This window comes from Algibacter sp. L4_22 (genome assembly GCF_023473045.1).
Taxonomy (GTDB): Bacteria; Bacteroidota; Bacteroidia; order Flavobacteriales; family Flavobacteriaceae; genus Algibacter.
The window spans coordinates 415388-427995 of sequence record NZ_JAMCOK010000005.1 but is presented as its reverse complement, the minus strand read 5'-3'; the positions used below and the strand labels follow the sequence as shown (position 1 = coordinate 427995).

Annotated in this window: 13 protein-coding genes; 4 read left to right on the top strand and 9 right to left on the bottom strand. The window is 32.7% G+C overall.

The features are described from left to right. Window positions 1-842: 842 nt before the first annotated feature. The 4 genes from thrS to rplT all read left to right on the top strand — a co-directional run bounded on the left by thrS (window position 843) and on the right by rplT (window position 4107). Window positions 843-2777, top strand: coding sequence for a threonine--tRNA ligase (gene thrS, locus M4I23_RS15270; protein ID WP_158848926.1), 1935 nt, complete (start codon window positions 843-845; stop codon window positions 2775-2777). Window positions 2778-2817: 40 nt separating this feature from the next. Beyond that, window positions 2818-3363 (top strand): translation initiation factor IF-3, encoded by a 546-nt coding sequence (gene infC / locus M4I23_RS15265; protein ID WP_199269945.1) that lies wholly within the window; start codon window positions 2818-2820, stop codon window positions 3361-3363. A 92-nt stretch (window positions 3364-3455) separates the two neighbouring features. Next, complete coding sequence (gene rpmI, locus M4I23_RS15260) at window positions 3456-3653, top strand: 50S ribosomal protein L35 (protein ID WP_158848924.1); 198 nt, start codon at window positions 3456-3458, stop codon at window positions 3651-3653. 109 nt (window positions 3654-3762) lie between these two features. After that, a complete protein-coding gene (gene rplT / locus M4I23_RS15255; protein ID WP_158848922.1) occupies window positions 3763-4107 on the top strand; it encodes a 50S ribosomal protein L20 in 345 nt (114 codons plus the stop codon). Between the two features lie 130 nt (window positions 4108-4237). Here rplT and M4I23_RS15250 read toward each other — a convergent pair whose 3' ends face one another. The 9 genes from M4I23_RS15250 to M4I23_RS15210 form a co-directional block, all read right to left on the bottom strand. Next, complete coding sequence (locus tag M4I23_RS15250) at window positions 4238-4888, bottom strand: LysE family transporter (protein WP_249754983.1); 651 nt, start codon at window positions 4886-4888, stop codon at window positions 4238-4240. A 10-nt stretch (window positions 4889-4898) separates the two neighbouring features. Beyond that, on the bottom strand, window positions 4899-5339 hold the full coding sequence (locus tag M4I23_RS15245) for a YHS domain-containing (seleno)protein (RefSeq protein WP_249754982.1): 441 nt from the start codon (window positions 5337-5339) through the stop codon (window positions 4899-4901). A gap of 315 nt (window positions 5340-5654) precedes the next feature. After that, window positions 5655-6077 carry a secondary thiamine-phosphate synthase enzyme YjbQ gene (locus tag M4I23_RS15240; RefSeq protein ID WP_249754981.1) on the bottom strand — a complete coding sequence of 141 codons (423 nt, stop codon included), beginning with the start codon at window positions 6075-6077 and terminating at the stop codon, window positions 5655-5657. 21 nt (window positions 6078-6098) lie between these two features. Then, complete coding sequence (locus tag M4I23_RS15235; RefSeq protein ID WP_158848914.1) at window positions 6099-6377, bottom strand: EF-hand domain-containing protein; 279 nt, start codon at window positions 6375-6377, stop codon at window positions 6099-6101. Window positions 6378-6430: 53 nt separating this feature from the next. Further along, a complete protein-coding gene (locus tag M4I23_RS15230; RefSeq protein WP_249754980.1) occupies window positions 6431-7615 on the bottom strand; it encodes an asparagine synthetase B in 1185 nt (394 codons plus the stop codon). A 272-nt stretch (window positions 7616-7887) separates the two neighbouring features. Further along, on the bottom strand, window positions 7888-9426 hold the full coding sequence (gene dnaB, locus M4I23_RS15225) for a replicative DNA helicase (RefSeq protein WP_158848910.1): 1539 nt from the start codon (window positions 9424-9426) through the stop codon (window positions 7888-7890). A 169-nt stretch (window positions 9427-9595) separates the two neighbouring features. Further along, a complete protein-coding gene (locus M4I23_RS15220) occupies window positions 9596-10549 on the bottom strand; it encodes an acetyl-CoA carboxylase carboxyltransferase subunit alpha (protein ID WP_158848908.1) in 954 nt (317 codons plus the stop codon). A gap of 68 nt (window positions 10550-10617) precedes the next feature. Then, window positions 10618-11514: a DMT family transporter gene (locus M4I23_RS15215; protein ID WP_158848906.1), complete on the bottom strand. Its 897-nt coding sequence runs from the start codon at window positions 11512-11514 to the stop codon at window positions 10618-10620. Continuing rightward, window positions 11501-12583: an LptF/LptG family permease gene (locus M4I23_RS15210; RefSeq protein WP_158848904.1), complete on the bottom strand. Its 1083-nt coding sequence runs from the start codon at window positions 12581-12583 to the stop codon at window positions 11501-11503. The genes M4I23_RS15215 and M4I23_RS15210 overlap by 14 nt, the downstream gene beginning before the upstream one ends. Window positions 12584-12608 lie beyond the last annotated feature (25 nt).

Below are 12608 nucleotides of genomic sequence, written 5' to 3'. Positions count from 1 at the left end.
ACGTTACCGCTTTAAAATTTTTACCTTTTTTAGCGGGCTGCAAATATACATGCCTTTTTAGTTCTGACAACCTTTTTATGAAGGTTTTTTGGATTATTTTTAATTTAAATCTTAGAACCTTGTTGTTTAACAACTTAGAAGTTAAGCTTCCTTTTGAGGCTCACGTGATTTTATTGTTATTCCTTAATTTACTGCAGATAATACCTGGGTTGCAGAAATATTTATTAAACAATTTACTTCTCTAGTTACTTCGTTTTTAATTAATTCTTGCCTTGCTGATACAGTGTTTGGTGCATTTAGGTTGTTTTATGGGTGTGATTTTTATTAAACTGTTTTTTATTTTGGGGAATACGATGAAAATTCATATTTAATAATGCGCTAGACATATTAATAAAGCCTTTTTATTCATCTCTTTTTTAATCCTTTTTCAATTCTAACCTTTTACCTTAATTATAATATTGTTAGTACTCCTTATATAGATATTAAATTTCTTTCTATAATTAACCAGTTTGCCTACCTCCTAACCTTATTTCTATATCTAATTATTTTACTATCCATATATATGTATATCTTTCTATTTGTAGAATACCTTTAACTCAATAATTAAAGACAAATTTCACGGGTTACCTCTCGCGTTAGGGATTGAACGGCTTGTTTGAGCTCTTTTTGTGTTGTTGCACCTATGCAACACAAAAAAGCGAGTAGTGAAAGCCCGACTCTGGCTGCAACACTAAAAGTGCAGCTAGAGTAACGCTCAAATTATTCTATTTAAATTATTACATACATATATATTGTGTGGGTTTGTTTATACTATTATCTTTGCAAGAGATTTAAATTATTTTATGATACATATTACATTACCTGACGGCAGCGTGAAAACGTTTGATGAGAACGTGACACCTATGGATGTTGCGAAAAGTATTAGCGAAGGGTTTGCTAGAAACGTGATTTCGGCAAATTTTAATGGTACAACTATTGAAACTGTTACGCCTTTGACGACGGATGGTTCGCTGGTTTTATATACTTGGAAGGACGATGCAGGGAAAACTGCATTTTGGCATAGTTCGGCTCACGTTTTAGCTCAAGCTATTGAAGAGTTATATACTGATGCAAAGTTAACGATTGGACCTGCTATTGATAATGGGTTTTATTATGATGTAGATTTTGGCGAGCATACAGTTTCGGAAAAGGACTTTAAGGCTATTGAAACCAAGATGTTGGAAATTGCTCGTGGAAAACATGAATTTAAAATGCGTTCGGCTAGCAAAGCGGAAGCTTTAGAGTTATATAAAGGAAACGAATTTAAAACGGAACTTATTGAAAACTTAGAGGATGGCACCATTACATTTTGCGATCACTCAACGTTTACAGATCTATGCCGTGGCGGACATATACCAAATACCGGGATTATAAAAGCTGTTAAAATTTTAAGTGTTGCTGGTGCTTATTGGAGAGGTGATGAAAACAAACCACAATTAACTCGTGTTTACGCAACATCGTTCCCGAAACAAAAGGACCTTACTGAATATTTAGCTTTACTTGAAGAGGCTAAAAAACGTGATCATAGAAAACTTGGTAAAGAATTAGAGTTGTTTACGTTTTCGCAAAAAGTTGGCCAAGGTTTACCGCTTTGGTTACCAAAAGGTGCTGCTTTACGTGAACGCTTAGAAAACTTTTTGAAAGCTGCACAAAAGAAAGCGGGTTACGAAATGGTAATTACACCACATATTGGACAAAAGGAACTTTATGTTACTTCTGGGCATTATGAAAAATATGGAGCTGATAGTTTCCAACCGATAACTACGCCTAAAGAAGGTGAAGAGTTTTTACTTAAACCCATGAACTGCCCACACCACTGTGAGATTTACAACAGCTTTCAATGGAGTTATAAAGATTTACCAAAGCGTTATGCTGAATTTGGTACCGTTTATAGATATGAACAAAGTGGTGAACTGCATGGTTTAACCCGTGTTAGAGGTTTTACTCAAGATGATGCACACATATTTTGTATGCCAGAACAATTGGATAAAGAATTTAAAGATGTTATTGATTTAGTTCTTTATGTTTTTGGTTCTTTAGGTTTTGAAAATTTTACAGCTCAAGTTTCTGTAAGAGATCCTGAAAATCCCGACAAATATATTGGTGATGTTGCCAATTGGGAAAAAGCAGAGCAAGCAATTATTAATGCCGCTACTGATAAAGGATTAGATTTTGTTATTGAAACTGGTGAGGCTGCTTTTTACGGTCCAAAGCTAGATTTTATGGTTAAAGATGCCTTAGGAAGAAAGTGGCAATTAGGTACTATTCAGGTAGATTACAACCTTCCAGAACGTTTTGATTTATCGTATAAAGGCAGTGATAACGAGCTTCACCGCCCTGTTATGATACACCGAGCTCCCTTTGGTAGTTTAGAGCGTTTTGTGGCATTATTATTGGAACATACAGGAGGAAACTTCCCGCTTTGGCTTATGCCTGTGCAGGTAATTATTTTGTCTATTAGTGAGAAATATGAAAAATACTCCGAAAAAGTTTTAAATCTCCTAGAAAATGACGAAATTCGCGCCCTTGTAGACCATAGAAATGAAACTATTGGGAAGAAGATTAGAGAATCTGAAATGCAAAAACACCCGTATATGATTATTATAGGGGAACAAGAAGAGCAAGAAGGTAAAATATCCGTACGCCAACACGGCGGAGCAGATTTAGGAATGATTTCCGTTGAAGACTTCTCTCAGATAATAAAAGAAGATATTAAAAAGACGTTAAAAACGTTTTAAGAATAACATACAATTAAGTTTAATTTAAAATTTTAAGGCCATAGCAATTAGAAGAAGACATCAACCGAGAAGGGTTTCACAAGAGGATAAACACAAGATAAACTCTAAAATTACAGCACAAAAACTGCGTCTTGTAGGAGACAACGTGGAAATTGGTATTTATACCAAAGGTGACGCTATGCGAATAGCTGACACACAAGGACTAGATCTTGTAGAAATATCACCAAATGCTGAGCCCCCTGTTTGTAAGGTTATGGACTATAAAAAGTTTCTTTACGAACAAAAGAAGCGTGATAAAGCTTTAAAATCTAAAGCTACAAAAGTGACTATCAAAGAGATTCGTTTTGGACCTCAAACTGATGATCATGATTACGCATTTAAAAGGAAGCATGCCGAAAAATTCCTTAAAGAAGGCGCAAAACTAAAAGCTTTTGTGTTTTTTAAAGGACGTTCTATTATATTTAAAGAACAAGGCCAAATCCTGTTACTACGTTTAGCTCAAGATCTTGAAGAACTTGGAAAAGTAGAACAAATGCCAAGATTGGAAGGTAAACGTATGACAATGTTTATTGCACCCAAAAAGTAAATTACCCTAATTTATTAGGATAAAGATAAGATGCCGAATCAAATTCGGCAGTACAATAATTAAGCGAAATAATTAAAATCTAGGAGAAAAAAATGCCTAAAATGAAAACAAAATCTAGTGCTAAAAAGCGTTTCAAGCTTACAGGTACTGGTAAATTAAAAAGAAAGCACGCTTTTAAGAGTCACATCTTAACAAAGAAATCTAAAAAGCGTAAGCTAGCTCTGCGACATGATACATTAGTACATAAAGCAGACGAAAGTAACATTAAAACCATGTTGCGTTTAAAATAAGCACAACAAGTTTTAACGTTGGTTAAATAAATTATAAACCCTGGAGTTAGGCTCAAATTTAAGAAGTGTCAATTTATTGGCCGCCTACTACAAAAAAACAATTAAAATTATGCCAAGATCAGTAAATTCTGTAGCAAAAAGAGCCCGTAGAAAAAAGGTTCTAAAACAAGCAAAAGGTTACTTTGGACGTCGTAAAAACGTTTGGACAGTAGCAAAAAATGCGGTTGACAAAGCGATGCAATATTCGTACAGAGACCGTAGAGTAAAAAAGAGAACATTCCGTGCATTATGGATCACGCGTATTAACGCAGGAGCCCGTTTACATGGTTTATCTTATTCTCAATTTATGGGAAAAGTAAAAGCTAACAACATCGAATTAAACCGTAAGGTTTTAGCCGATTTAGCAATGAACAACCCTGAAGCTTTTAAAGCTGTTATCGAGAAAGTAAAATAAGGCGTTTCGCCTATTGTAAAACATATTATTCGCTTAATAAAAAAAAATCCGATTCTTAATTGAATCGGATTTTTTTATACCTGTAATTTAAATATCGTTTAAGGTTTCTAAATACCGTTTCTTTATAATATTATAGATAAATTAATTTAGTTATTTGAAAAATAGAAATACAAACTAATAAGACTCCTATAACTCTATTTATACGTGTTGTTAAATTCTTCACTCTCACCTTTAGTACATCACTAAATTTACCATAACCATATAATATAAGAAGTTTACCGAAGTACGCCCCTATTAAAAACAATAGCACCAGTTGATATTCTACTGCAATATTTAAATCGATTATATTTTTATTTAAATACGACATTATAAATATCCAGTAAATTAGAACCGTTGGATTAACTAAACCTAAAAAGAAACCAAGCATTTCTTTTGATATCGGCGTTCTTCTTTTTTTAATAATTATACACTCGTCATTTTCATCTTTAACGCATTCTGTTCTACCTGATAAAAGAACAACACCTACAACTAACAAAATGACCACAATTGTATATTGTAACCAAATATTCATTTTAATAAATACTTCTATTTGGCTATTAAATATAATAGCAAAAACAATTAAAATTAGTTCTGCTAATGCCGCTGTATATATAATTTTTAGTGCATTCTGTACGTTTTCTTTAATAGTTGTATTTATTACCGCAACATTTGTTGTGCCCAAAGGTAACGCTCCAATTACGGCAGCTGTAAAACCAATAAGAAAATAAATTAGTAAATTCATCTATTTAATTTTAATCGAGATGTTTCCAATTATTATCGGCTTTTATTTTTAAATTATTTGGAGACTCATCTAACCAAGATTTAAGTGTATTAATACCCCAAGAATTATAAAAAAGATATAATTTGCCATCTCTTATTTCAAAAGTTTCTGGGTCTATTGAAACCTTTTCTCCTTTTACAGCAACTGCATAAGCGCAGTATCCACCATATTGTGGTACATACATTTCTGGATTATTATTAAAAGTGTTTAAATTCTTCTGTGAATAAAACTTAAACTTTGCTCCATTATAAGAACTCACATATTTATCACTTCCCTTTTGGGGTGTGCTCTCAAAATATGAAACAACATCAAATCCTTCAATTACGAAACCTTTTTTAGTATTGAAATGAGTTTGTTGGGCATAAATTGAATATCCAAAAACTACGAATAATAAGATAAATATATTTTTCATTTATAAAATGTATTTAATGAAATTTGAAACTTTACGATGGATGTAACCTTGTTTTAATAGTTCTATCCTTTTTTTAATACTTTTAAATAAGTCGATACTAATAGAATTACCTTTCAAGAGATTGAAATAACAAGCATTATTGTTAAGTTTAAACAAGTACAATAATCAATATTTAAAGCTAGTAACAAAAAAACAGCCTATCTAAATTAGATAAGCTGTTTTTTTGTACTTATAATAATGGCTTGTTTGTTAAGATTTATTTAAGCGTTCTATAATAGCGCAACGTAACTAATCCCATAAATTAAATGTAATAATCTACAAACCGAAAGCACTTATAACTATTTCTCTAGAGCCACCATAATCTCGGTGTTCGCATAAATAAATACCTTGCCAAATACCTAAATTCAATTTTCCATTAGTGATGGGTATTTGTACTGAAGCTCCTAATAAAGATGCCTTAATGTGGGCAGGCATATCATCACTTCCCTCATAAGTATGTTTATAATACGGTGCGTTTTCAGGAACCATTTTATTAAAATGATTTTCAAAGTCTGTTCTTACCGTGCTATCTGCATTTTCGTTAATAGACAAACTCGCAGATGTATGCTTTATGAAAACTTGTAGCTGTCCAAAATTAATTTGACCAATTTCTGGAATCGTTCCTAAAATGCTATCCGTTATTAAATGAAAACCTCGTGGATATGGTTTTAATTTAATCTCTTTTTGAAAAATTTTCATTTAAAAGAAAATATATTGAGATTACTTAACATCTTTCGCAATTTCAGCGATAGCCTTTTTAAACTCTTTCCAATCTATTTTTCCGTCGCCATCCTTATCATAACCGTCTATAAGTTTAGATGATACTAATCCGCGGATAAATCCATTAATTTCGGCTTCTTTTAATAATACTACAATTTCACTTTTCGATAATTTACCATCCCCACTTTTATCAAAAAAATTGAAAGCGTCTTCGGGAGTTTTAAAATGATTGGTAAGTACTATTTGTATTTTATTAAGTATTGCTTTTTTTGATGCCATGATTTTAGTTTTTTGAAGTTTATTTATTTGAAATATAATATATTCAGCTATCATCAGGTTTTCTGCTTCTTCTTTCTAGCCGCAGGAAATAAGACATTATTCAAAATTAACCTATAACCAGGAGATGTTGGGTGTAAATCAAGTTCGGTTTTTGGATCGCCAACTCGATGCTGATAATCTTCAGGATCATGACCACCATAAAAGGTAAAAAATCCTTTTCCTTTAATGCCATGAATGTATTTTGCTTCACCATTGGTTTTGTTTTCACCCAAGACCAAAACATTAGATTTTATTTCATCTCTAGTGAACGATGTAGTTTGCCCCATAAAACCTTTAACTAAAGCTGTATGGTTTTGGCACAACATGGTTGGAATTGGATCCCATTTTGCCGAAAACTCCATGAGTGAAAAATAATCTGTAGTTTTTGTAATCCTCCGTTTTGGAGTCATATCAATAGAAGAAAACTCGTAGGTTGTCGGCCTTCTTTCCAATTGATAATTAGTAAATGCAAACGTTTTATTGAAGTCTATTTTGTTTTGATAGCCTGCTTCGCTCCCATCACCATCAAACATTGGCTCACAAATATCTATTCCTTCAGCCGATAAGGCAATATCAAAACTATCCGTAGCACTACACATAGCAAACATAAAACCACCACCAACAACATAATCTCTAATTTTTAATGCTACAGCTAATTTCTCTTCGGAAACTTTATTGTAACCTAATTTTGAAGCTCTACCCTCTGCTAGCTTCTTTTCTTCTATATACCAAGGTGCGGCACGATAAGCTCCATAAAACTTACCATATTGTCCCGTGAAATCTTCATGATGTAAGTGCAACCAATCGAATAATAAAAGCCCATCATTTAAAACCTCTTCATCGTAAACGGTTTCATATGGAATTTCAGCATAGTTTAAAACCATAGTTACAGCATCATCCCATGGTAATTTTCCTTCTGGCGTGTATACAGCAATCTTAGGTGCTTTTTCTAAAACTACGGCTTCCATATTTTGGCTTGGACTACTTATATCTTCCAAAATACTTTCCGCTTTATCGTTAGAGATAACATTGAAAGAAACGCCTCGAATTTGACATTCTCTTTGAATATCTTCCGTATCTGGCAATAAAAAAGAACCTCCTTGATAATTGAGTAGCCATTTTACTTTAAGTTCTTTATTTAGAACCCAATACGTTATTCCGTAAGCTTTTAAATGATTTTTTTGATTATCGACCCCCATTGGTATAAGAATGTAGGATGCGTAAGTTTTACATGCCAAGCATATAAATAATAATGTGAGGATTATTTTTTTCAATTTGAGATTGCCTAAAAATAATTTCTCAGTTAATTTTAAGAAAAACAACTGAGAAATTTAATTATATAAGCGAAAGATACTTAATTTTTGCGGAGATAAAAAACAGTATTAACGATTCTAGATGATGAGATAATAATCTTATTCTAATAATTATCATGGACAAACTTATTCAAATTAATTGAACAAAACCTTATAGTTTAAAACGGTACATCGTTATCATCATCATTAAACGAACTTCCAAAAGCTTGATCTGGACTGGCCTTAAAATTATCGGCTTGGAAGGTATCATCGTTTGCGGCTGCATTCATTTTAGAATGAAACTCAAATGGAGAATCAAAATCATCTAAATTATCGAACTTACCTAAGTTTCCGATAAACTTTAATCTAATATTTTCTAAACCACCATTACGGTGTTTTGCTATAATGAATTCAGCTTGACCTTCAGTTGGAGAGCGTTCATCATCATCCCATTCATCAATTTTATAATATTCTGGACGGTAAATAAAACTTACAATATCCGCATCCTGCTCAATCGCACCAGATTCACGTAAATCGGATAGCAACGGACGCTTACTTCCACCACGCGTTTCCACGGCACGTGATAATTGCGAAAGCGCAATTACAGGCACCATTAATTCTTTTGCTAAAGCTTTAAGGTTTCGAGAAATCATTGAAATTTCTTGTTCACGGTTTCCACCATGGTTAGATCCACCCGTCATTAACTGTAAATAATCAATCATGATAAGCTTTATACCATGCTGCGACGATAAACGACGCGCTTTTGCACGTAAATCAAAAATGGAAAGCGACGGTGTATCATCAATAAACAACGGTGCTTTTTCTAAACCTTTAACCTTTACATTAAGTTGTTCCCATTCGTGTTTTTCAAGTTTTCCTGTCCTTAATTTCTCTGAAGATAAGCCGGTTTCACTAGAAATTAAACGCATGATTAACTGTACAGAAGCCATCTCTAAGGAGAAAAAAGCCACCGGTACATTTTGATCTACCGCAATATTTCGTGCCATAGATAACGTCAAGGCCGTTTTTCCCATACCAGGACGTGCAGCTACGATAATTAAATCTGAAGGTTGCCATCCCGATGTTAATTTATCGAGTTTGGTAAATCCTGTTGGAATACCACTTAAACCTTCTTTATTCGAGATTTCTTCAATTTTCTTTTTCGCCTGGATTACTAAATCTTGAGCTGTTTCACTTGATTTTTTAATATTTCCTTGGGTTACTTCATATAATTTAGACTCTGCTGTATCTAATAAATCGAAAACATCTTTAGTTTCATCGTAAGCATCTTCAATAATTTCATTCGAAATTTTTATTAAACTACGCTGAATAAATTTCTGTAAAATAATACGTGCGTGAAACTCGATATGCGCCGAAGATGACACTTTTTGAGTTAACGAAATGAGGTAAAAATCACCTCCTGCTTGTTCTAACTTCGAGTTCTTCTTTAACTGTGTTGAAACGGTTAATAAATCGACCGGCTCACTGTTTTCAAACAACGTAAAAATAGCTTCAAATATATGTTGGTGGGCCTCTTTATAAAATGCATCAGGTGCTAAAATATCGATTACTTCATCAACACCTTTTTTATCAATCATCATAGCCCCCAAAACAACTTCCTCTAAATCAATAGCTTGCGGAGGTATTTTTCCTTTTTCAAGGCTAATAATGGTGCTTTTATCGACTTTATATCCCTGAACGGGGTTTGGTTGTTTCATGACTGCGAAAGTAATTAAAATTGAAGTAGGTTTAAAGATTTTGAGGTCTTCGATTGTTAACCGTTCGTTAACAATTTAACTGTTAATAACTTAAAAAAATTGTGAATAAGCATAAAAAAAATCTGAAGTAAGTAACTTCAGATTTTTTCTTAAGTATGTTTTAGGGTGTTTAGTCTTTATAAACTCCCATTTGCAAATATTTATCCATTCGTTGAGCAACTAAATCTTTCTGTGATAACTTTTTTAGCACCTCATAATGTTTTGTAATGGCATTACTAACGGATGTAAATGTTTTTGTACGATCACGATGTGCACCACCAAGAGGTTCTTTTATAATCTCGTCAACCAATTTAAGCTTTTTCATGTCGGGAGGTGTAAGTTTTAAAGCTTCTGCAGCTTGTTCCTTATATTCCCAACTACGCCATAAAATAGACGAACACGATTCTGGAGAAATCACAGAATACCAAGTGTTTTCTAACATCATAACTACATCTCCAACGCCTATGCCTAAGGCTCCTCCAGAGGCACCTTCACCAACAACTATAGTTATAATTGGCACTTTAAGGCGCGTCATCTCTAAAATATTTCTAGCGATAGCTTCACCTTGTCCACGTTCTTCAGCCTCTAAACCAGGATATGCACCAGGTGTATCTAAAAGTGTTACTACAGGAATTCCAAATTTTTCGGCAGATTTCATTAAGCGTAAAGCTTTACGATATCCTTCCGGATTTGCCATTCCAAAGTTTCTATATTGTCTCGTTTTAGTATTGTAACCTTTTTGCTGACCGATAAACATAAAACTCTGATCACCAATTTTCCCTAAGCCGCCAATCATTGCTTTATCATCTTTAAAGCTTCTATCTCCATGTAATTCTAAAAAAGAATTACCACAAATAGCTCTAATATAATCTAAAGTATATGGGCGTTCTGGGTGACGAGACATTTGTACACGTTGCCAAGCCGTTAGGTTCTTATAAATATCTTTTTGAGCTTCTTTAAGCTTTTTTTCTATCTGCGTACATGTTTCTGTTACATCTACTTCGCTTTCTTCACCAATAATTCTACATTTCTGTAATTGATCTTCAAGCTCTTTTATTGGGAGTTCAAATTCTAAATATTCCATAGGAAATTTGTTTTGACTGATTATTAGAGTTAGTCTGCAAATATAAAAACTTTAATTTTGTAAAAACATTATGAGCGAATTCTTTTTAACTTTCTGCTATTTTTAGCAACTACATTTAATATTACGACAACAATAATAACTAGAGCTCCATAATAAAATGTTGGACTCATTTTTTCTTTTTCAGGAAATAATATTAAAGCTAAAACAATACCATAAACAGGTTCTAAATTATAGGTAAGCATCACCGTATAAGGGCTTATTGTTTTCATAATGTAAATAGAAGCTATAAATGCATATGTTGTACAGACGGATGCCAATATGAAAAGATACCAAAAATCGGAAGTGCTTAAACTGAAAAACTCTTTTGAAAACCCTCCACCAAAAAAAACAATATAAATTGTGATGAATAGTACACCACTAATAAATTCGTAAAATGAAATAACAGTTGCAGAATGTTTTTTAAGAAAACTACCGTTAAGTACTGCGAACAAAGACGAAAAGAAAGCAGACAAAATCCCTAAAAGAATACCTGTAAGATACTCTATTTCACTTTGTGTAATGATACAAACTCCAACAACTACGAGCATTCCGAATAGAATTTCGTACCATAATACTTTACGTTTATAAATAATAGGCTCTATAATCGATGCAAAAAAGGTTCCTGTTGAAACCACTGCTAAAGTTGTAGACACATTTGATGCATCTATGGATGCAAAAAAAGTAATCCAATGTAATGCTATAATAACACCTGCAAATGAAAGCCTTAAAATAGATTTGGGACTAATCTTTAAATTTACTTTAGTAAACTTGACGTAAACTATCATTAAAATAAAAGCCATTAACATGCGAAACCAAACTAACGGAATTGCAGTTATAGTAATTAACTCCCCTAAAATTGCAGTAAAACCAGCAATAAAAACAAGGATATGTAGATGAAAATAATCTTTAAGATTAGCGTTTGGCATTGTACAAAAGATAAGCAGCTAAAATTCCAAAAATAATATTTGGAAACCAAACCGCAATAAGTGGATTAAAATCTGATTGCTCTGCCATAACTCCAAATATTTTGTCGAAAAACACAAATATCATTGCTATACAAATACCAACGGCTAGGTTAACGCCCATACCACCTCGTCGTTTTTTTGAAGATACCGCAACGGCTATAATTGTTAAAATGAATACTGAAACTGGCAAACTCCATTTTCTATATAAAACTAATTTAAATCGCCCAACATTTGATGAACCTCTAGCTTCCTCTTTGTCAATAAATTGTTTTAAATCGCCATACATTTTGGTTTCTGCTGCGTATATTTCTGGAATTAAATCGCCTACATCGAAAGCAAACAGGGTGTCTTTTTGCTTTAATATTCCTAATTCATCTTCGTTTTGACCAATAATGCGCTTGGTGTAGTTGGTTAATTCGTAAGTTGAAGATGAATCGTTTTCAACATATTTAATCTTATCTGCAGAAATTTTATAAACAAGCTTATTCTTTTCAAAATGTTCTAACGTAAAATTTCGACCTATACTATTTTTAACGTCAAAACTACTAACGTATATAATATCGTTATCATTAATTTGTCTAAAAACATTGGTGTTTTCAACCGCACTTCTCCCCTTTTTAAGGTATTTATAACTAAAATCGTTAAAACCTTTACTTGCATTTGGCGCTAAATATAAACCTAAAAGAATAGACAAAGCTCCAACAATTGTAGCTCCAATCATGTAAGGACGTAAAAATCTGGAAAACGAAACACCCGAACTTAAAAAAGCAATAACTTCTGTATTATTAGCCAATTTTGAAGTAAACCAAATTACAGATAAGAATAAAAATAAAGGAAAAAGTAAATGCGCAAAATAAATAGTAAAATCTAAAAGATAGATAAGTACTTCTCCAAAAGGCACTTCGTTTTCTAAAATTTTACCAATTTTTTCAGCTAAATGCACAGTTATTCCGATAGGAATAAACAGTAGCAACATCATAAGAAATGTGAACAAATAGCGCTTTAATATGTACCAATCTAATATTTTCATCCTTTTACAGCTTCAATAAATAAGC